Source organism: Streptomyces sp. NPDC008092 (genome assembly GCF_042957285.1).
GTDB lineage: Bacteria > Actinomycetota > Actinomycetes > Streptomycetales > Streptomycetaceae > Streptomyces.
In genome coordinates, this window is record NZ_JBIBHY010000006.1 from 155,874 (window position 1) to 174,529 (window position 18,656).

20 protein-coding genes are annotated in these 18,656 nt (G+C 70.8%); 6 read left to right on the forward strand and 14 right to left on the reverse strand.

All coding sequences use genetic code 11. The features are described 5' to 3' along the window. Window positions 1-75: 75 nt before the first annotated feature. Complete coding sequence (locus ACFZB3_RS20660) at window positions 76-585, forward strand: hypothetical protein (protein ID WP_391377095.1); 510 nt, start codon at window positions 76-78, stop codon at window positions 583-585. A gap of 240 nt (window positions 586-825) precedes the next feature. Here the strand turns inward: ACFZB3_RS20660 and dapD are convergent, their stop codons facing one another. From dapD to ACFZB3_RS20685, 5 genes are all read right to left on the reverse strand, one after another. Beyond that, entirely contained in the window at window positions 826-1,815 is a 990-nt protein-coding gene (dapD, locus tag ACFZB3_RS20665; RefSeq protein ID WP_391377096.1) for a 2,3,4,5-tetrahydropyridine-2,6-dicarboxylate N-succinyltransferase, read from the reverse strand. A gap of 133 nt (window positions 1,816-1,948) precedes the next feature. Further along, complete coding sequence (locus tag ACFZB3_RS20670) at window positions 1,949-2,947, reverse strand: CU044_5270 family protein (protein WP_391377097.1); 999 nt, start codon at window positions 2,945-2,947, stop codon at window positions 1,949-1,951. 2 nt (window positions 2,948-2,949) lie between these two features. Next, a complete protein-coding gene (locus ACFZB3_RS20675; RefSeq protein WP_391377098.1) occupies window positions 2,950-3,555 on the reverse strand; it encodes a sigma-70 family RNA polymerase sigma factor in 606 nt (201 codons plus the stop codon). A 115-nt stretch (window positions 3,556-3,670) separates the two neighbouring features. After that, on the reverse strand, window positions 3,671-4,207 hold the full coding sequence (locus ACFZB3_RS20680; RefSeq protein ID WP_391377099.1) for a TetR family transcriptional regulator: 537 nt from the start codon (window positions 4,205-4,207) through the stop codon (window positions 3,671-3,673). Further along, window positions 4,207-4,527: an SMR family transporter gene (locus ACFZB3_RS20685; RefSeq protein ID WP_391377100.1), complete on the reverse strand. Its 321-nt coding sequence runs from the start codon at window positions 4,525-4,527 to the stop codon at window positions 4,207-4,209. The genes ACFZB3_RS20680 and ACFZB3_RS20685 overlap by 1 nt, the downstream gene beginning before the upstream one ends. Before the next feature lie 306 nt (window positions 4,528-4,833). Between ACFZB3_RS20685 and ACFZB3_RS20690 the strand changes: the two genes are divergently transcribed. Further along, the gene (locus tag ACFZB3_RS20690) at window positions 4,834-5,709 is read left to right on the forward strand and encodes an AbfB domain-containing protein (RefSeq protein WP_391377101.1); all 876 of its coding nucleotides are present in this window, start codon (window positions 4,834-4,836) and stop codon (window positions 5,707-5,709) included. A gap of 78 nt (window positions 5,710-5,787) precedes the next feature. Here the strand turns inward: ACFZB3_RS20690 and ACFZB3_RS20695 are convergent, their stop codons facing one another. Genes ACFZB3_RS20695 through ACFZB3_RS20730 form a run of 8 tightly spaced genes read right to left on the reverse strand, consistent with a single transcriptional unit; the run spans window position 5,788 to window position 12,343 of the window. Then, a complete protein-coding gene (locus ACFZB3_RS20695; RefSeq protein ID WP_351485771.1) occupies window positions 5,788-6,120 on the reverse strand; it encodes a metal-sulfur cluster assembly factor in 333 nt (110 codons plus the stop codon). Further along, a complete protein-coding gene (gene sufU / locus ACFZB3_RS20700; protein ID WP_384030438.1) occupies window positions 6,117-6,584 on the reverse strand; it encodes a Fe-S cluster assembly sulfur transfer protein SufU in 468 nt (155 codons plus the stop codon). The genes ACFZB3_RS20695 and sufU overlap by 4 nt, the downstream gene beginning before the upstream one ends. A gap of 18 nt (window positions 6,585-6,602) precedes the next feature. Beyond that, window positions 6,603-7,859: a SufS family cysteine desulfurase gene (locus ACFZB3_RS20705; RefSeq protein WP_391377102.1), complete on the reverse strand. Its 1,257-nt coding sequence runs from the start codon at window positions 7,857-7,859 to the stop codon at window positions 6,603-6,605. Further along, window positions 7,856-8,620 (reverse strand): Fe-S cluster assembly ATPase SufC, encoded by a 765-nt coding sequence (sufC, locus tag ACFZB3_RS20710; RefSeq protein ID WP_361284100.1) that lies wholly within the window; start codon window positions 8,618-8,620, stop codon window positions 7,856-7,858. Before sufC ends, ACFZB3_RS20705 begins: the two co-directional genes overlap by 4 nt. A 7-nt stretch (window positions 8,621-8,627) precedes the next feature. Further along, window positions 8,628-8,954, reverse strand: coding sequence for a Rieske 2Fe-2S domain-containing protein (locus tag ACFZB3_RS20715; protein WP_391377103.1), 327 nt, complete (start codon window positions 8,952-8,954; stop codon window positions 8,628-8,630). Next, complete coding sequence (gene sufD / locus ACFZB3_RS20720; protein WP_391377104.1) at window positions 8,951-10,135, reverse strand: Fe-S cluster assembly protein SufD; 1,185 nt, start codon at window positions 10,133-10,135, stop codon at window positions 8,951-8,953. The genes ACFZB3_RS20715 and sufD overlap by 4 nt, the downstream gene beginning before the upstream one ends. Window positions 10,136-10,190: 55 nt before the next feature. Beyond that, the gene (sufB, locus tag ACFZB3_RS20725; protein ID WP_189260921.1) at window positions 10,191-11,612 is read right to left on the reverse strand and encodes a Fe-S cluster assembly protein SufB; all 1,422 of its coding nucleotides are present in this window, start codon (window positions 11,610-11,612) and stop codon (window positions 10,191-10,193) included. Then, window positions 11,609-12,343, reverse strand: coding sequence for a winged helix-turn-helix transcriptional regulator (locus ACFZB3_RS20730; protein WP_391377105.1), 735 nt, complete (start codon window positions 12,341-12,343; stop codon window positions 11,609-11,611). The genes sufB and ACFZB3_RS20730 overlap by 4 nt, the downstream gene beginning before the upstream one ends. 184 nt (window positions 12,344-12,527) lie before the next feature. Between ACFZB3_RS20730 and ACFZB3_RS20735 the strand changes: the two genes are divergently transcribed. The 4 genes from ACFZB3_RS20735 (at window position 12,528) to ACFZB3_RS20750 (ending at window position 17,284) form a co-directional block, all read left to right on the forward strand. After that, the gene (locus ACFZB3_RS20735; protein WP_391377106.1) at window positions 12,528-13,328 is read left to right on the forward strand and encodes an AAC(3) family N-acetyltransferase; all 801 of its coding nucleotides are present in this window, start codon (window positions 12,528-12,530) and stop codon (window positions 13,326-13,328) included. Between the two features lie 46 nt (window positions 13,329-13,374). After that, complete coding sequence (locus tag ACFZB3_RS20740) at window positions 13,375-14,298, forward strand: ATP-binding cassette domain-containing protein (protein ID WP_391377107.1); 924 nt, start codon at window positions 13,375-13,377, stop codon at window positions 14,296-14,298. Next, window positions 14,295-15,071: an ABC transporter permease gene (locus ACFZB3_RS20745; protein WP_391377108.1), complete on the forward strand. Its 777-nt coding sequence runs from the start codon at window positions 14,295-14,297 to the stop codon at window positions 15,069-15,071. The genes ACFZB3_RS20740 and ACFZB3_RS20745 overlap by 4 nt, the downstream gene beginning before the upstream one ends. Before the next feature lie 77 nt (window positions 15,072-15,148). Continuing rightward, window positions 15,149-17,284: a glycogen debranching N-terminal domain-containing protein gene (locus tag ACFZB3_RS20750; RefSeq protein WP_391377109.1), complete on the forward strand. Its 2,136-nt coding sequence runs from the start codon at window positions 15,149-15,151 to the stop codon at window positions 17,282-17,284. Here ACFZB3_RS20750 and ACFZB3_RS20755 read toward each other — a convergent pair. Then, a complete protein-coding gene (locus ACFZB3_RS20755) occupies window positions 17,221-18,486 on the reverse strand; it encodes a glycosyltransferase (protein WP_391377110.1) in 1,266 nt (421 codons plus the stop codon). The genes ACFZB3_RS20750 and ACFZB3_RS20755 overlap by 64 nt on opposite strands. Between the last annotated feature and the right edge of the window lie 170 nt (window positions 18,487-18,656).

The following is an 18,656-nucleotide window of genomic DNA, read 5'->3' on the forward strand; positions in this document are numbered from 1 at the left end:
AGCGGCGCCGCTATGCCTGTCCGGCGCGAGAATGTTCACCGGTGTCCGGCGCGCCCGCTGCCGTACGTTGATCCCGTGAGCCGCCCCCTGCTGTTCCTGGACGTCGACGGCCCCCTCAACCCGTACGCCGCCCAGCCCGAGCGACGCCCCGCGGGGTACACGACGATCAGGGCGACCGTCCGCTCGGGGCGCCCGCTGCGGGTGTGGCTGAACCCGTCGCACGGTCCGGCGCTGCTCGCCCTCGGTTTCGAGCTGTGCTGGGCGACCACCTGGATGGCCGAGGCCAACCGCTGGATCGCGCCCGTCGTGGGGCTCCCCGAGCTGCCGTACGTCGACTTCGGCCGGAGCCTGCTCGCGGAGCGGCCCGACGGGGTCCACTGGAAGACCGAGGCGATCGTGGCGTACGCGGAGGGGCGCCCGTTCGCCTGGGTGGACGACGAACAGAGCCCGGCGGACACGCTGTACGTCCGCGCCCACCACCCCGGCCCGGCCCTGCTGCACCACGTCGACCCCCGGATCGGGCTGCGGGAGGCCGACTTCACCGTGCTCGCGGAGTTCAGGGCGGCCGCGCCTCGGGGCGACTGAGCGCTGCCCCGCCGGGCGGCACGGAGCCGTGGCGGCACGGAGCCGTCGCCGCACTCCGCCGAGGTGCGCCGCGTGAGCGCCCTCCCCAGGGCCGTCCCCGAGCTGGCCTCGGGCCGTCCCCGAGCCGTCCTCGGGTCGCAGAAGGGCGCTCGGCGATGGCCGGCGCCGGCCACTGCCGACAGTTCGGCAGTGGTCAGGACGCTGATCGTGCAGGCGGCCGCAGGCCACGGCCGCCGATCGTCAGTTGTGGCTGTGCAGGATCTCGTTCAGCCCGCCCCAGACCGCGTTGTTCGGGCGGGCCTCGACGGCGCCGGAGACCGAGTTGCGACGGAAGAGGATGTTGGAGGCGCCGTTCAGCTCGCGGGCCTTGACGATCTGGCCGTCGGGCATCGTGACGCGGGTGCCCGCGGTGACGTACAGGCCGGCCTCGACCACGCACTCGTCGCCGAGGGCGATGCCGACGCCCGCCTCGGCGCCGATCAGGCAGCGCTCGCCGATGGCGATGATGACGTTGCCGCCGCCGGACAGCGTGCCCATGGTGGAGGCGCCGCCGCCGATGTCCGAGCCGTCGCCGACCACGACGCCGGCCGAGATGCGGCCCTCGACCATCGAGGTGCCGAGGGTGCCTGCGTTGAAGTTGACGAAGCCCTCGTGCATGACGGTGGTGCCCTCGGAGAGGTGCGCGCCGAGGCGGACCCGGTCGGCGTCGGCGATGCGCACGCCCTTCGGGGCGACGTAGTCCGTCATCCGCGGGAACTTGTCGATGGAGGTCACCTGGAGGTGCAGGCCCTCGGCGCGGGCGTTCAGCCGGACCTTCTCGATGTCGTCGACGGCGACCGGGCCGAGGGAGGTCCAGGCGACGTTGGCGAGGAAGCCGAACTGGCCGTCCAGGCTCAGGCCGTGCGGCTTGACCAGTCGGTGCGAGAGCAGGTGCAGGCGCAGGTAGACGTCGTGCGCGTCGATCGGCTTCTCGTCGATCGAGGCGATGACCGTGCGGACCGCGACGACCTCGACACCGCGGCGGGCGTCCGGGCCGAGCGCCTTCGCGGCACCCTCGCCGAGCAGTTCCACGGCCTGTTCCGCGGACAGCCGCTCGGTGCCCGACGGGCCGGGCTCGGCGATGAGTTCGGGGGCGGGGAACCAGGTGTCGAGAACGGTGCCGTCGGCGGCGATCGTGGCGAGGCCGGCGGCGGCGGCACCGGTGGGACGAGGAGCAGTCGTGTCGGTCATGAGGGCAACCTAACCGGCCGGGGGCCTGCGAGGCGAACCAGCGTGCGGGGCGTCTCAGGGGGCGGGCCCGGAGGATTGCGCCGGGCGGCCCGCACTCCCCCGTGGCACGGGCCGCCCGGGTCCGGGGGGCGGGTCAGGGGCGCTCGCCGGCCTTGTCCACCACCGCGGTCGTGACACATTCGTCGATGTCGGCGACCTTGCCGTCCACGACCGTCCCGAAGCCGACGACGCGGTAGGTCCGCGGGTCGATCAGCGTCTGCTTGGCCATCCTGGCCTTGCCGTCGGCCTTGCGCGGGCGCAGGTCGATGCCGACGCCTGCGACGTCGTGGGTCAGGACGACGACCTTGCGGCCGGTGACCGTGTCGACCAGGTGGCCGGTGATCCTCTGGTCGGACAGGAGCGCGAGGGCGCGGTACAGGGAGGCCAGCCCCGCGGGCGGCGCGAGGTCGGCCTGGAGGAGGGCGCTGATCTCGGCGTAGTCGTTCCACGCCTTGGCTCCGGGGCCCGCATCGGTGTCCTCGACGGCGTTCCTCGCACGGAGCGCCCGCAGCGTCCCCTCGCCGTCGGCCGGCAGCGCGGCCATGAACCGGTACATCTCACGCGGTGAGTCGTAGTCGTCCAGCCCCAGGCGCGTGGCACGTCCCCGGACGACCTTGAGTCCGGGATGGCCCGCCGCCGGTTGATAGACCCGCCGTTCGCCGTCGTACCGCTTCCAGTCCTCCCGCTTCGAGTCCTCGGGCGACGGTTCCCCGGTGTCCGGTCCCGTCGCCGTCATCGTGTAGATCCACTGCTTCCCGGTGGGCTCGGTGCCCGCCGGCTGCTTGTCGAGCGCGTCGGCAGCCCGTTCCAGGAAGTCGTGCGCGCTCATCCCCTTCAGGTCGATGTCCGGCGTCGTGGGCTGGACCCTGCGTCCCCTGCCGGTCCCGCCGACCAGCAGGGCCGCGGTGACGGCCACGGCGGTCACCGCGGCCACGACCGCGACGATCGCGAACTCCCGGCGCCGCCACAGGGCCCGGCGCCGCTCCCCGGCCCGTGCCGCGTCGGTCAGCCGGGCGCGTCCCGCCGCCAGCCGCGCCCGGTCGGGTACCGGGGCCTGGGCACGCAGGGCGCGCACCTCGGTCATCTCGTCCATCGTTATGCCACCTCCGCGATGTCGCCCACGAATGCCGGATCGGCGCCCAGTGCCGTACGTACCTTGCGCCGGGCCCGGTTGAGCCGGGAACGGACCGTGCCGACCGGGATGTCCAGCGCCTCGGCGACCTCCTGGTAGGTGAGGTCGGCCCAGGCGACGAGCAGCAGGACGTGCCGGTCGGCCGCCGACAGTGCGGCGAGGGCGCCGGCCAGCGGGCCCTGCGCGTCGATCCGGCGGTCGGTGTGCTCCACCCAGGTCTCGCTCCAGGACGCGGCGACGGGGTCGTGCCCGGTACGGGCCAGTGCCCTGAGGGCGCGCACCTCGGTCCGGCGCTGTTTGCCGATCAGGTTGGCCGCGATGCCGTACAGCCACGGGCGCGCGCTGGGGCGCGCGAGGTCGTAGCGGGAGCGGATCCGGAAGGCGGTCAGGAAGGTGTCCGCGGTGATGTCGTCGGCCGCGTCGGCGCCGAGCCTGCGCGCCGCGTACCGGTGGATGTCGGGCGCGTGGCGGTCGTAGAGCCGGGCGAAGAGCTCTGGTTGTTCCAGTGACTGGGCGACGGTCTCCGCGTCGTCCCCCGCCTGTGCCGTGGCCGGCGGTGGTCCGCTCACGAGGGCTCCCCCTGGTTGGTCGGTGCGTGCGTGTCACCCCCTGTTCCCCGATGCCCGCCGGAGGGTTCACGGTGATCCGGCCGGGCCGGCGGGGAGGGCGGCGGACGCGTTCCGCTCAGGGAATCACGCGCCCCAGCACCTCCCGCGCGTACCCCTCGTCGTACGGCGTCCCCGTCAGCAGGACCTGGAGGCAGATGCCGTCCATCAGCGCGACCAGCGCCCGCGCCGTGACCGGGTCGGTGCGGTGGGCGAGCCGTTCGGCGAGGTCGTCGGCCCATTCGGCGGCGACGGGGCGCAGGGCCGGGCGGCGCAGGGCGGCGAGGTAGAGCTCGTACTCCAGTTCCACGGCGGTGCGGTCACCGCCCAGCCAGTCGCCGAGGATCCGGGCGAGGGCGGCGGCGAGGTCCGCGGCGGAGTCGTCCAGGCCGCCGTGCGCGGCGACCGCCTTGGCGAAGCCCTCGTTCGTCTGGCGCAGCGCGGCGACCATCAGCTCGTCGAGGGTCTTGAAGTGGTACGTGGTGGAGCCGAGCGGGACATCGGCCTCGGCGGCGACGGTCCGGTGGCTCAGCCCCGCGAGGCCCTTCTCGCCGACGACCCGGATCGCCGCCTCGATGATCCGCTGCCGGCGGTCGGGGTCGTAACGGCGCGGCATCAGTGCGCACCGCCCAGGTTCAGGACCACCACGCCGCCGACGATCAGCAGGATCCCGGCCACCTTGACCGGGGTCAGCGCCTCCCCGAACAGCAGCAGGCCCAGCACGGCGATGGTCGCGGTGCCCACCCCGGACCAGATCGCGTACGCCGTACCGATCGAGAGGGTCTTCAACGTCTGGGCCAGGAGCAGGAACGACACCACGTATCCCACTGCCGTCAGCAGCGTGGGCCAGAGCCTGCTGAAGCCGTCCGCGTACTTCATCGCCGTCGTGGCGGCGACCTCGGCGGCTATGGCGCCGGCGAGCGTCAGATATCCCATGTGTACGAGTGTACGCAACGATGCGTACGGTCGTACACAACGCTGCACGCGACGCCGCACGCAACGCCGCGCACGACCGGGGGCGGCGAGCCGGCTGCCGGACGGCACCGGGAGTGGCGTTCGTACTCCCGTGCGCCACGCGAAGATGTTTAATTCTCATAGAAACCGCTAGCTGAAACGGCTCCCTACGGCCCCGCCGCTCCACTAGTGTGTGCACCTCTGTGATCCATCACTGCTTCACAGTTCACCCACCTCACCTTCACACCCCCGGCTGCCGCTGCCTTGGCGCCGCTGGAGGAAACGCGCATGCCAGAAATAACCCCCCAACCCCCGCCGCATCCCTCCTGGGAGAACGGCTGGGCCCCCGACACCTCCCGGGCCCCCGGAACCCGAAGACTCTGGCTGGCGGGCATGCTGGCCATCGCCACCGTCGTCGCCTGCGTCACCGCGATCGCCGTCAACCACAAAGCCCCTGACAGGACGTCGGCGGCCGGTCCCACGGCGTCCGCGAACACCGACAGCGGCCCCGGTCTGCTCTCCTTCGCCTCGCCGTCGGCGTCGGACACGACCGCCCCGCCGAAGGGCACGTCGGGGATGTCGGCGACCTCGCCGACCGCGTCCGCGTCCGCCACGGCGACGGACACCGCGTCCGGCGCCGGCCCGAAGAGCTCGCCGTCCAGCACGAAGCCGTCCAAGTCCACTCCGTCCAAGGGCACTTCGGGCGGCTCGGGTGGGTCGGGCGGCTCGGGGCAGCAGCCCAGCGCCTCCGGGAAGTCGGTCCGCTCGGTCAACTACCCGGACCGCTACTGGCACGTGAGCGGCAGTTATGTGTACCTCGACCAGCCCCGCGGCTCCGAGTCCCGCGAGGACTCGACCTTCGAGCTGGTCAAGGGCCTGGCGAACGCCTCCTGCTACTCCTTCGCCACGCACGACGGGCTGTACCTGCGCCACCAGAACTTCGTGCTGCGCGCCGAGAGTTACGACGGCAGCAGCCTCTTCAGGCAGGACGCCACCTTCTGCCCGCAGAAGGTGGCGTTCTCGGACGACGTGCTGTTCCAGTCGGTGAACTACCCGAACTACGCCCTGCGCCACAAGAACTTCCAGCTGCGCCTGGACCCGTACGGCTACAACACGACCAACCGCCAGGACTTCTTCTTCGACCTCGTGGACGGGCTGAGCTGAGACACGTGAAAGCGGCGGCACCCCGGAAAGGGTGCCGCCGCTTTCACGTGCCGGATGCCTGACGCCGGCCGCCGGACCTCAGACGTTGAACCCGAGCGCCCGCAGCTGCTCACGGCCGTCGTCCGTGATCTTGTCGGGGCCCCACGGGGGCATCCAGACCCAGTTGATGCGCAGCTCGTTGACGATGCCGTCCGTGGCGGACTTGGCCTGGTCCTCGATGACATCGGTCAGCGGGCAGGCCGCCGACGTCAGGGTCATGTCGATCGTCGCGATGTTCGCGTCGTCGATGTGGATGCCGTAGATCAGACCGAGGTTGACGACGTCGATGCCCAGCTCGGGGTCGACGACGTCGTACAGCGCCTCGCGGAGTTCCTCCTCCGAGGCCGGCTTCATCTCAACGGTCTCGCTCATGCCGTCTTCCTTTCGGCTTCGGCGCCACCCAGCACCTGGGCCGTCGCGTCCTTCCACGCCATCCAGCTCAGGAGGGCGCACTTGACCCGGGCCGGGTACTTGGAGACACCGGCGAACGCGACCGCGTCCTCCAGGACCTCCTCCATCGCGTCGTCCGGCTCCAGCCGGCCCTTGGACTGCATCAGCTCCAGGAAGGTCTCCTGGATCTTCTGCGCGTCGGCCAGGTCCTTGCCGACCAGGAGGTCGTTCAGCACGGAGGCCGAGGCCTGGCTGATGGAGCAGCCCTGGCCCTCGTACGAGACGTCCTCGATCGTCGTGCCGTCGTACTTCACTCGGAGGGTGATCTCGTCGCCGCACGTCGGGTTCACATGGTGCACCTCGGCGTCGCCGTCCCGGAGACCGCGCCCGTGCGGGTGCTTGTAGTGGTCCAGGATGACTTCCTGGTACATCGAATCCAGCTTCACGGTTTCAGCTCACGCCCTTCAGCCGAAGAAGTTCCGTACGTGCTCCAGGCCCTCGACCAGAGCGTCGATCTCGGCCGGCGTGGAGTACAGATAGAACGACGCTCGCGTGGTCGCAGGAATTCCGTAACGGAGGCAGACGGGCCGCGCGCAGTGATGACCGACACGTACCGCGATGCCCTGCTCGTCGAGGACCTGGCCCACGTCGTGCGGGTGGATGTCCCCGAGGGTGAAGGAGATCGCGGCGCCCCGGTCCTCGGCCGTGGTGGGGCCGATGATCCTCAGGTCCGGGACCTCGGCCAGCCGCTTCACCGCGTACTCGGTGAGCGCGTGCTCATGGGCGAGGATCTTGTCCATGCCGATGGCGTTGAGGTAGTCGATCGCCGCGCCGAGACCGACCGCCTGCGCGATCGGCGGGGTGCCCGCCTCGAACTTGTGGGGCGCCGGGGCGTACGTCGACGAGTGCATCGACACGGTCTCGATCATCTCGCCGCCGCCGAGGAACGGCGGCAGGTCCTCCAGCAGCTCCTGGCGGCCCCAGAGGACGCCGATGCCGGTCGGGCCGCACATCTTGTGGCCGGTGAAGGCCACGAAGTCGGCCTGCAGGGCCTGCACGTCCAGCGGCATGTGCGGAGCGGCCTGGGAGGCGTCGATGCAGACGAGGGCGCCGACCTCCTGGGCGCGGCGCACTATCGCCTCGACCGGGTTGACCGTGCCCAGGATGTTCGAGACCAGCACGAAGGAGACGATCTTCGTCTTCTCGGTGATGACCTCGTCGATGTTGGTGAGGTCGAGGCGGCCGTCGTCGGTGAGGCCGAACCACTTCAGCTTCGCGCCGGTGCGCTGCGCGAGCAGCTGCCACGGCACGATGTTGGAGTGGTGCTCCATCTCCGTGATGACGATCTCGGTCTCGTGGTCCACCCGGTAGGGCTCGTCGGCCCAGCCGAGCATGTTGGCCACGAGGTTCAGCGACTCGGAGGCGTTCTTGGTGAAGATCACCTCGTCGCGGCTGGGCGCGTTGATGAACTCCGCGACCTTGTCGCGCGCGCCCTCGTACAGCGCCGTGGCCTCCTCGGCGAGCACATGCACACCGCGGTGGACGTTGGCGTTGTGGCGCTCGTAGTACTCGCTGAGGACGTCCAGTACCTGGCGCGGCTTCTGGCTGGTCGCCGCGTTGTCCAGGTACACGAGCTTCCTGCCGTCGTGGACCAGCCGGTCCAGGACGGGGAAGTCCTTGCGGATCGCCTCGGTGTCGAGGAGGCCCGGCAGCTGCGTCACGCGGATACGCCACCCTTCGTGTATGCCTCGTAGCCCTCGTCCTCCAGCTTGTCGGCGAGTTCGGCACCGCCGGACTCGACGATGCGGCCGCCCGAGAAGACGTGGACGAAGTCGGGCTTGATGTAGCGCAGGATGCGCGTGTAGTGGGTGATCAGCAGGGTGCCGACCTCACCGGTCTCGCGGACCCGGTTGACGCCCTCGGAGACGATGCGGAGGGCGTCGACGTCGAGGCCGGAGTCGGTCTCGTCGAGGATCGCGATCTTCGGCTTGAGCAGTTCGAGCTGGAGGATCTCGTGGCGCTTCTTCTCACCGCCGGAGAAGCCCTCGTTCACGTTGCGCTCGGCGAAGGACTGGTCCATGGAGAGGCGCTCCATGGTCTCCTTGACCTCCTTCACCCAGGTCCGCAGCTTGGGGGCCTCGCCGCGGATGGCGGTGGCGGAGGTGCGCAGGAAGTTGGAGACCGAGACACCGGGGACCTCGACCGGGTACTGCATCGCCAGGAACAGGCCCGCGCGGGCGCGCTCGTCGACGGACATCTCCAGGACGTCCTCGCCGTCGAGGGTGACGGTGCCGCCGGTGATCGTGTACTTCGGGTGACCCGCCAGCGAGTAGGCGAGGGTCGACTTGCCGGAGCCGTTGGGGCCCATGATGGCGTGCGTCTCGCCCTGCTTCACGGTGAGGTCGACGCCCTTGAGGATCTCCTTCGTGGCGTTGTCGGCCTCGACGGTGACGTGCAGGTCTCGGATTTCAAGCGTTGCCATGGGTGCCTCAGGACTCCTGGGTGAGGGAGACGAGCACGTCGTCCCCTTCGATCTTTACGGGGTAAACGGGGACGGGGCGCGTGGCCGGGAGGCCGGACGGCTTGCCGGTGCGCAGGTCGAAGCTGGAGCCGTGCAGCCAGCACTCGATCTGGCAGTCCTCCACCTCGCCCTCGGAGAGCGAGACGTTGGCGTGGGAGCAGATGTCGTAGATGGCGAACACCTCTCCCCCGGTGCGGACGACCGAGACCGGCGTGCCGTCGAGTTCCACCCGCTTCGGGGTGTCCTCCTCCAGCTCGCTCAGCCCGCAGGCGCGTACGAACGCAGTGGACGTCATGCGACCGAGGCCTCCAGCTCCTCCTCGATCTTGGCGAGCAGGCGCTCCTCGATGTCGGCGACACCGATCTGCTGGACCAGCTCGGCGAAGAAGCCGCGCACGACGAGGCGGCGGGCCTCGTGCTGCGGGATGCCGCGGGCCATCAGGTAGAAGAGCTGCTCGTCGTCGAAGCGGCCGGTGGCGGAGGCGTGGCCGGCGCCGACGATCTCGCCGGTCTCGATCTCCAGGTTCGGCACCGAGTCGACCCGGGCGCCGTCCGTGAGGACCAGGTTGCGGTTCATCTCGTAGGTGTCGGTGCCCTCGGCCTTGGCCTCGATGAGGACGTCGCCGATCCACACCGCGTGCGCCTCGTCGCCCTGGAGGGCGCCCTTGTAGGCGACGTTGGACTTGCAGTGCGGGGTGTTGTGGTCGACGAGCAGGCGGTGCTCCTGGTGCTGCCCGGCGTCGGTGAAGTACAGGCCGTACAGCTCGGCCTCGCCGCCGGTGCCGGCGTAGGCGACGCGCGGGTGCAGGCGTACGACGTCGCCGCCGAAGGTGACGACCACGGACTTGAAGCTGGCGTCCCGGCCGACCAGGGCGTTGTGCTGGGCCACGTGGACGGCCTTGTCGTCCCAGTCCTGGACGGAGACGACGGTCAGCTTGGCGCCGTCGCCGAGGACGTACTCGACGTTGGCGGCGGTGACCACGTCACCGGTGTGGTCGATGACGACGACGGCCTCGGCGAAGGCGCCCAGCTCGATGACCTGGTGGCCGTAGGAGACCCCGCCCTGGCCGTGCACGCTGATCCGGATCGGCTCGGTGAGCACCGTCTCCTTGGGGACGGTGACCACGCCGGCCTGCTCGAAGGCGGAGTACGCCTGGGCGGCGACCCGGTCCACCGGGGTGCCGGCCCGGCCGAGCCGGGGGTCGTCGCGGCCGACCAGCTCGACGGTGACGCCCTCGGGGGCCTCCACCGCGACCTTCAGGCCGTCGCCGGACGCGACCGCCGTGCCGTCGTGCAGCCCGCGCAGGCGCTCCAGCGGGGTGAACCGCCACTCCTCCTCGCGGCCGTGCGGGACCGGGAAGTCCGCGACGTCGAAGGAGGGGGGCGCGCTCATGCGCGTGGCGACGGTCGACTCGGCGGCCACCGCGATGGCGCCGGCGGTGGTGGAGCCCACCGGGGAGTTCTGAGCCTCAGCCATGGCTGTCGGTCTGCTCGCTTTCTTACGTGAGTGGCTTGACGGTGACGGCGGCGGCCTAGCCGACCGCGCCTTCCATCTGGAGCTCGATCAGCCGGTTGAGTTCGAGGGCGTACTCCATGGGCAGCTCCTTCGCGATCGGCTCGACGAAGCCGCGCACGATCATGGCCATCGCCTCGAACTCGGTCAGACCGCGGCTCATCAGGTAGAAGAGCTGGTCCTCGGAGACCTTGGAGACGGTCGCCTCGTGGCCCATGGACACGTCGTCCTCGCGGACGTCCACGTAGGGGTAGGTGTCCGAGCGGGAGATGGTGTCGACGAGCAGCGCGTCGCACAGCACGTTCGACTTGGATCCGGCGGCGCCCTCGCCGATCTCGACCAGGCCGCGGTAGGAGGTACGGCCGCCGCCGCGCGCCACGGACTTCGAGACGATGTTGGACGACGTGTTCGGCGCCATGTGGACCATCTTGGAGCCGGCGTCCTGGTGCTGGCCCTCGCCCGCGAAGGCGATGGAGAGGGTCTCGCCCTTGGCGTGCTCGCCCATCAGGTAGACGGCCGGGTACTTCATCGTCACCTTGGAGCCGATGTTGCCGTCGATCCACTCCATGGTGGCGCCCTCGTAGGCGACGGCGCGCTTGGTGACCAGGTTGTAGACGTTGTTCGACCAGTTCTGGATGGTCGTGTAACGGCAGCGGGCGTTCTTCTTGACGATGATCTCGACGACCGCGGAGTGCAGCGAGTCCGACTTGTAGATCGGGGCCGTACAGCCCTCGACGTAGTGCACGTAGGCACCCTCGTCGACGATGATCAGGGTCCGCTCGAACTGGCCCATGTTCTCCGTGTTGATGCGGAAGTAGGCCTGGAGCGGGATCTCGACGTGCACGCCCTTCGGCACGTAGATGAAGGAGCCGCCCGACCACACGGCGGTGTTCAGGGAGGCGAACTTGTTGTCACCGACCGGGATGACGGTGCCGAAGTACTCCTTGAAGAGCTCCGGGTGCTCCTTCAGCGCGGTGTCGGTGTCGAGGAAGATGACGCCCTGCTCCTCCAGGTCCTCGCGGATCTGGTGGTAGACGACCTCCGACTCGTACTGGGCGGCGACGCCGGCGACCAGGCGCTGCTTCTCGGCCTCCGGGATGCCCAGCTTGTCGTAGGTGTTCTTGATGTCCTCGGGCAGGTCCTCCCAGGACTCCGCCTGCTTCTCCGTGGAGCGCACGAAGTACTTGATGTTGTCGAAGTCGATGCCCGACAGGTCCGAGCCCCAGTTCGGCATGGGCTTCTTCTCGAAGAGGCGCAGGCCCTTGAGGCGGAGCTTGGTCATCCACTCCGGCTCGCTCTTCTTGGCGGAGATGTCCCGGACGACGTCCTCGTTGATGCCGCGCTTCGCGGAGGCGCCGGCCGTGTCGGAGTCGGCCCAGCCGTATTCGTACTTGCCCAGGCCTTCGAGCTCAGGGTGGGCAGTCTCCGTGGGGAGAGTCATGCGGGGTTCCTCCCGGCCGTGCTAGCAGATGCGTCAGTGGAAATCTTGGGGATGAACGTCGTGCAGACGCCGTCGCCGTGCGCGATGGTCGCCAGTCGCTGGACGTGGGTTCCGAGCAGCTCGGCGAAGATCTCCGTCTCCGCCTCGCACAGCTGGGGGAACTGCTCCGCGACATGGGCGACCGGGCAGTGGTGCTGGCACAGCTGTTCGCCGACCGGAGCGGTGCGCGCCGTTGCAGCGTACCCGTCCAGACTCAGGGCCTTGGCCAGCGCTTCGGTGCGCTCGTCGGGGTCCACGCCTTCGATCGCCTTGCGGTAGACACTCGCCTGGGCCATGATCCGGGCCCGCGCGAAGGCGGCGACCGCCTCCTGGCCGCCGCCCTGCTCCGCGATCCAGCGCAGTGCGTCGGCGGCGAGTTTGTCGTACGACTGGTCGAAGGCGTCCCGGCCGCAGTCGGTGAGCGCGAAGACCTTGGCGGGCCGGCCGCGCGTCCGCGCGCCGTACACCCGCTGCTCGCGTGCCGCCACGACGTCGTCGGCGACCAGGGCGTCCAGATGCCGGCGTACGGCCGCGGGGGTCAGGCCCAGGCGTCCGGCCAGCTCGGTGACGGTCGACGGCCCGTGGTCCAGGATCGACCGCGCGACCCGGTTGCGCGTCGAGCGCTCACCGGTCGCTAGCTCCTCCTGCGGGGTCCCCGTGGGGGTCTCCCGAGCCTCGCCGACGTTTTTCACAACGCCATTGTTGCGTAATTCCTCAGAGCCAGGCAAGCGGCGTCCGGGCGACGGGACGGTGCCCTGCATCACTTAGGCATACCTAACCAAGCGGTGGCCCTGACCTGCGGAAACGATCTTTGATCGATCATCCCTCAGCCAATTCGGTGGCGTTCCACGGCCCCCTCGGGAACACTCCGGAACCATGCCCACACCGCCTCCGACCGGCCCTCTTGTCACGCGGGACGCCCTCGCGCAGCAGCTTCACCTGCTGGGTGTCAAGACCGGCGAGATCCTCCTCGCACACACCTCGCTCAGCTCCCTCGGATGGGTGAACGGCGGAGCCGTCGCCGTCGTCCGGGCCCTGCTCGACGCCGTCGGCCCGGACGGCACCCTGGTGGTCCCCACCCAGAGCGGCGACCTCTCGGACCCCGCCGTGTGGGGGAATCCGCCGGTTCCGGAGGAGTGGTGGGAGACCATCCGGGCGACCATGCCGCCGTACGACCCCCGGACCACCCCCACCCGCGGGGTCGGCGTGATACCGGAGACGGTGCGGACCTGGCCGGGTGCGCGGCGCAGCGCCCACCCGCAGACCTCCTTCGCGGCCGTCGGCCCCCGCGCGGCGGAGATCGTCGACGGTCACGCCCCCGACTGCCGGCTCGGCGAGCGGAGCCCGCTGGCCCGGCTGGAGGAGCTGCACGCGCGCGTGCTCATGCTCGGCACCGGCTACGCCACGTGCACCAGCTTCCACCTCGCCGAGTACCGGATCCCCACCCCGCGCGTCCGGGTCGGCCGTCCCGCCCCCGGCGGCTGGGAGGAGGTCACCGAGGTGGCGATCACCTCCGACCGCTTCGACGAACTGGGGTACGACTTCGAACGCGACCGCAGCGTCGTCGTCCGCGGAAAGGTCGGCGCGGCGGACGCCCGGCTCTTCCCCGTGGCGGACGCGGTGGCCTACGCCGAGCGGTGGCTGGCCGTACACCGCCCCCGTGAGGAGGAGATCTAGCACCCGGCCGTCCGGGTGACGGCAGGCGTCCTTAGACTCTGTCACCATGCGAAGTGAGCCGGTGGTCCAGGTGCGGGACCTGGTGAAGCGGTACGGCGCCAAGACCGCTGTGAACGGCCTCGACCTGACCGCCGAGGCGGGCGTGACCGCCGTACTCGGCCCCAACGGGGCGGGCAAGACGACCACGATCGAGACCTGCGAGGGGTACCGCAGACCGGATTCCGGCACGGTGCGCGTCCTGGGCCTCGACCCCGTACGGCAGTCCGCCGAGCTGCGCCCCAGAGTCGGCGTGATGCTGCAGTCCGGGGGCGTCTACTCGGGCGCCCGCGCCGACGAGATGCTGCGGCACGTGGCGAAGCTGCACGCGCATCCGCTGGACGTGGACGCGCTGATGGAGCGGCTGGGCCTCGGCAGCTGCGGCCGGACGTCGTACCGCCGCCTCTCCGGCGGCCAGCAGCAGCGCCTCGCGCTCGCCATGGCCGTGGTCGGACGACCGGAACTGGTCTTCCTGGACGAGCCGACGGCCGGCCTCGACCCGCAGGCCCGGCACGCCACCTGGGACCTGGTCCGGGACCTGCGCACCGACGGCGTCTCGGTCATCCTCACCACGCACTACATGGAGGAGGCCGAGCAGCTCGCCGACGACGTCGCCGTCGTCGACGCCGGGCGGGTGATCGCCCAGGGCTCCCCCGAGGAGCTGTGCAAGGGCGGCGCCGAGAACACCCTGCGGTTCACCGGCCGCCCCGGCCTCGACGTCGGCTCGCTCCTCAAGGCGCTGCCGGCCGACTCCACGGCCGCCGAGCTGACCCCGGGCTCCTACCGGATCGTCGGCAAGGTCAACCCGCAGCTGCTGGCCACGGTGACCTCGTGGTGCGCCCAGCACGGCGTGATGCCCGACCGCATCTCGGTCGAACGCCACACGCTGGAGGACGTGTTCTTGGAGCTGACCGGCAGGGAGCTGCGCTCATGACCACCGCTACCGACACCGGCACCTTCACCCCCCGGCCGGGTGCCGCCCCGCTCGCCCGCATGATCGCGGCGCAGGCGGCCCTGGAGACGAGGATGCTGCTCCGCAACGGCGAGCAGCTCCTGCTGACGGTGGTGATCCCCACCCTCCTCCTCGTGCTCTTCAGCTCGGTGGACGTCGTCGACACGGGATCCGGCAAGGCGGTCGACTTCCTGACCCCCGGCATCCTCGCCCTCGCCGTCATGTCCACGGCCTTCACCGGCCAGGCCATCGCGACCGGCTTCGAGCGCCGCTACGGCGTCCTGAAGCGCCTCGCCTCCTCCCCGCTGCCCCGCTGGGCCCTGATGACGGCCAAGACGGCCTCCGTCCTGGTCACCGAGGTCCTCCAGGTGATCCTCCTGACGGTGATCGCCTTCGCCCTCGGCTGGTCCCCGCACGGCAACCCGCTCGCCGTCCTGCTCCTCCTGGTCCTCGGCACCGCCGCCTTCTCCGGCCTCGGCCTCCTCATGGCGGGCACCCTGAAGGCGGAGGCGACCCTGGCCGCCGCCAACCTGGTGTTCCTGCTGCTGCTGGTGGGCGGCGGGGTCATCGTCCCGCTGGACAGGTTCGGCGGCGCCCAGTCCGTCCTCGGCCTGCTGCCGATCTCCGCACTGTCGGACGGACTGCGGGACGTGCTGCAGCACGGGGCGGGGATGCCGTGGGGGGACCTCGGGATCCTCGCGGTGTGGGCGGTGGTGGGGCTGGGGGCGGCCGGGAGGTTCTTCCGCTGGGAGTGACGGGCCGAGGGTGGCGGAGCGGAAGCCGTCGCTGGGCCACGTGAGTGACGTTCGCGCCCAGCGGGAAAAGACGCTCCGTGTACGAGTCGGCGGAACTCCCCAGCGCTCTGCAACCGTTGCTCCACGACGTCGTGATGTGCGTGGCGGCCCCGGCCTTCGTGGCATCGCCACGGGACGGACAACTGCGCGGCCTTCGGGCCGAGGGCTTCTACGGCCATGACCGCAGGCTGCTGCACACGGTCTGGCTGCAGATCGACGGACGCGAACCCGAGCCGATCGGCGTACAGCCGCTGGGCCCCGACCGGGTGCGCTTCACCTCGGTCCACCGCTACCAGGGCGACCCGACGGACGACCCGACCCTGATCGTCGAGCGGGTCCGGGTGGCGGGGCAGGGCGAGTTCATCCAGCTGAGGAACGTCGGTACGGTCACCCGGCGGCTCCGGCTCGAACTGGCGCTGGCGACCGACCTCGCGGACATCGCCGACGTCAAGCGCGGCCGCCGGACGCCGACCGTGCCGTGCACCGCCTCCGGGGACGGCGGCGGTCTGCGCTGGCAGACCCCGGCGGGCCTCGCCGAGGTCCGCACCGCGGGCGAGGCCAGCGCGCCGGAGGTCACGGACGGACCGGAGGGCGGCACCTTCGCCTGGCCCCGGATAGTGCTGCGCCCGGGCGAGGACTGGCACACCCACGTCGGCGTGACCGGAGGCGCGGTCCCCACCCCGCCCGGTCACCCCGGCGCCCCGCGCTCCCCGGCCCCCTGGGCCGAACCCCGGGTGGCGGGCGACCCGCGGCTGGTGGCACTGGTCCGCAGGGGCCTGGACGACCTGGGGGCGCTGCGGCTCGCGGACCCCGACCGCGGAACGCGGACGGCGGGCGGCCCCGAGGACCAGTTCATCGCGGCGGGCTGCCCCTGGTACCTGACGCTGTTCGGCCGCGACTCGATCTGGTCGGCGCGCATGATGCTGCCCCTGGGCACGGATCTGGCCCGCGGCACCCTGTGGGCCCTCGCGCGCCGTCAGGGCACGGCCCACGACGTGTTCCGCGAGGAGGCGCCCGGCCGCATCCTCCACGAGCTGCGCCCGGCCGACGCCGAACACGGGCATGGCCTGCGTCTTCCCTCCCGCTACTACGGCTCGGTCGACGCGACCCCGCTGTTCGTCTCGCTCCTGGTGGACGCGTGGCACTGGGGGCTGCCCGCGGACGAGGTGGACGCGCTGCTGCCGTACGCCGAGCGCGCCATGGAGTGGGTGCTGGAGGTCTGCGCCGGGGACGAGGACGGGTTCCTGCGCTACTACCCCCGGCAGGGCGGGCTGCGCCACCAGTCGTGGAAGGACAGCGAGGACGCCGTCCGGGACGCGACCGGCCGCCGTATCGAACCACCGCTGGCGCTGTGCGAGGTGCAGGGGTACGCCTACCAGGCGGCGACGGGACTCGCCGAACTGCTGTCGGCCCGTGGCCGTCACGACGCGGCCCTGCGGCTTCGTACCTGGGCGGACGCGCTGCGCAAGCACTTCGCCGACGCCTTCTGGGTGCCGGCCCGGCACGGCCCGGCCCCGCGGTACGTGGCGATCGCCGTCGGCCGGGGTCTGGAACCGGTCAGCGGACCCGCGTCCAACATGGGCCAGCTGCCGTCCACCGGCATCCTGGACGCCGGCGGCTGCCGGGACGTGGCGGCGTGGCTCGCGTCGCCCGAACTGAACTCCGGCTGGGGGCTGCGCAGCCGTTCCGCCGCCCTGCCCGGCTTCAACCCGCTGAGCTACCACAACGGTTCGGTCTGGACGCACGACACCGCGATCGCGGTCCAGGGCCTGTCCGCGGCGGGCCGCCACGAGGAGGCGTACGCCCTGACGACGGGCCTGCTCGACGCGGCGAGCCACTTCGAGTACCGGATGCCGGAACTGTACGGCGGCGACAGCCGCACGCAGGGAGCGCCCGCTCCGCTCGCCTACCCTGCCGCCTGCCGTCCGCAGGGCTGGTCCGCCGCGTCAGGGGTGGCTCTGCTCGGTGCACTGCTGGGCCTGCGGCCGAATGCCACGGACCGCACCCTGCGGGTCACCCCCATGGTCCGGGAGCTCTCCCCGACCGCACCGCTGATCCGCAGGGTCGAGGGCCTTCGGCTGGCCGGGCGGAACATCACCGTCCGCACGGATCACCCGACGGACGGCATCACGGTCGAGGGACTTCCCGAGGGGTGGCGGCACGTGGCCTCCTGACCCCGCCGGAACGGAAGACCCGAACACCTCTCGTAGGACGACAGCAAAGGGGGCAGACAACGACTCTCCAGGTCGAATTCCGCCACCACGCGCTTCCTCGCCGCATTGCCGACGGTGCGCGCCAGGCCCGGCGAGCGGAGCAGTTCGGTGATGTGCCGGGCCAGGGCGTCCGAATCACCGGACGGTACGAGGAACCCGGTCGAGCCGTCCCGGCCGACTCCCTCGGCGAGGCCGCCCACGTCGGTGGCGACCACGGGGCGTGCCGAACACATCGCCTCCAGCGCCGCGAGGCCCATGGGCTCGGCGAACGTCGACGGACACACCACGACACGCGCACGCCGGTACAGCTCGTGCATTCCGTCCACGCCCGCCCGGTCGAAACTCACGCGATCCGCGACATTCAGATCCTTGGCAAGCCTGGTCACGTCATCTCGGAAACCGACCTTTTCGCCGTGGAAATCAACCGAATTCGGTGTGTCCATGAGAACAAGGCGAGGGCGCACCCGAAGATTCTCGTTCAGGACCCGGCGCATCGCCCGTACGGCCGTCAGCGCTCCCTTGTCGGGAATGAGACGGGCCGGCAGCAGAATGAGCGCCTCGTCGTCCGGTGCCGGATCTGCGAGTTCCGGAACCCGCAGAAAAGATTCGGCGTCGATGCCGAGATACATGAGTTCCGCGCCCTGCACCCCGAGGTCCTCCGCGCAGGCGTCACGGAGGAAGCCGGAGACCGCGAAGTGCGCGTCGAACTCACCGCACGCCCTGGCCAGGGCGACGCTCTCGGGGTCGCGCCAGATGCTGTGGTACGTGTGCAGCAGCACCAGGTCCAGCTCGGCTCTGAGGTCGAGCAGCGCCTCGGCCGGCGCCGCCGAGAAGTGGTGAAGATTGTGGCCGTGGACCAACCGGATCTCCCTGCGGGCCAGTTCACGCCTGAACCACGTGCGCAGTCCGGCCCGCTCCGCGGCGCTCCCGACGGCCCGGGACAGGTCGAGCCCCGGATGCCGCAGCACCTCGACCCCGCTCTCCGGGGGCGTCCGGACGTACGGCGTCCCCGTGAACACCGTCACCCGGTAACCGCTTCTGGCGAGCAGCCTGGAGCAGTTCCAGAGGTACGACTCCACGCCGCCGACCGTCGGCGGGAACGCCCAGTGGACGAAGGCGACGTTCGGCGCCTTCGGGGTCTGTCGATCCGGCTCCTGCCTCATTGCCGCCTCCGGCACCCTTGCCACCGTGCTCGGGTCACACCCGGTGAACGGCAGAACAGACTTGCGCAAGCCGGGATGTTATTCCACCGACCGGCCCCGAACTGATGGTTTCAACGAACCGGTTACCGATTGGTTGCACGGCAGAGAAGTAGGGAAAACAGAAGATTCGA

Excerpts from the sequence above, each read along its gene's own strand:
- sufD (WP_391377104.1), bottom strand. The coding sequence starts at position 10,135 with ATGGCTGAGGCTCAGAACTCCCCGGTGGGCTCCACCACCGCCGGCGCC.
- ACFZB3_RS20680 (WP_391377099.1), bottom strand. The coding sequence starts at position 4,207 with ATGCCGCGCCGTTACGACCCCGACCGCCGGCAGCGGATCATCGAGGCG.
- ACFZB3_RS20685 (WP_391377100.1), bottom strand. The coding sequence starts at position 4,527 with ATGGGATATCTGACGCTCGCCGGCGCCATAGCCGCCGAGGTCGCCGCC.
- sufB (WP_189260921.1), bottom strand. The coding sequence starts at position 11,612 with ATGACTCTCCCCACGGAGACTGCCCACCCTGAGCTCGAAGGCCTGGGC.
- ACFZB3_RS20740 (WP_391377107.1), top strand. The coding sequence starts at position 13,375 with ATGCGAAGTGAGCCGGTGGTCCAGGTGCGGGACCTGGTGAAGCGGTAC.
- ACFZB3_RS20670 (WP_391377097.1), bottom strand. The coding sequence starts at position 2,947 with ATGGACGAGATGACCGAGGTGCGCGCCCTGCGTGCCCAGGCCCCGGTA.
- ACFZB3_RS20715 (WP_391377103.1), bottom strand. The coding sequence starts at position 8,954 with ATGACGTCCACTGCGTTCGTACGCGCCTGCGGGCTGAGCGAGCTGGAG.
- ACFZB3_RS20745 (WP_391377108.1), top strand. The coding sequence starts at position 14,295 with ATGACCACCGCTACCGACACCGGCACCTTCACCCCCCGGCCGGGTGCC.
- ACFZB3_RS20735 (WP_391377106.1), top strand. The coding sequence starts at position 12,528 with ATGCCCACACCGCCTCCGACCGGCCCTCTTGTCACGCGGGACGCCCTC.
- ACFZB3_RS20690 (WP_391377101.1), top strand. The coding sequence starts at position 4,834 with ATGCCAGAAATAACCCCCCAACCCCCGCCGCATCCCTCCTGGGAGAAC.
- ACFZB3_RS20755 (WP_391377110.1), bottom strand. The coding sequence starts at position 18,486 with ATGAGGCAGGAGCCGGATCGACAGACCCCGAAGGCGCCGAACGTCGCC.
- ACFZB3_RS20695 (WP_351485771.1), bottom strand. The coding sequence starts at position 6,120 with ATGAGCGAGACCGTTGAGATGAAGCCGGCCTCGGAGGAGGAACTCCGC.
- sufC (WP_361284100.1), bottom strand. The coding sequence starts at position 8,620 with ATGGCAACGCTTGAAATCCGAGACCTGCACGTCACCGTCGAGGCCGAC.
- dapD (WP_391377096.1), bottom strand. The coding sequence starts at position 1,815 with ATGACCGACACGACTGCTCCTCGTCCCACCGGTGCCGCCGCCGCCGGC.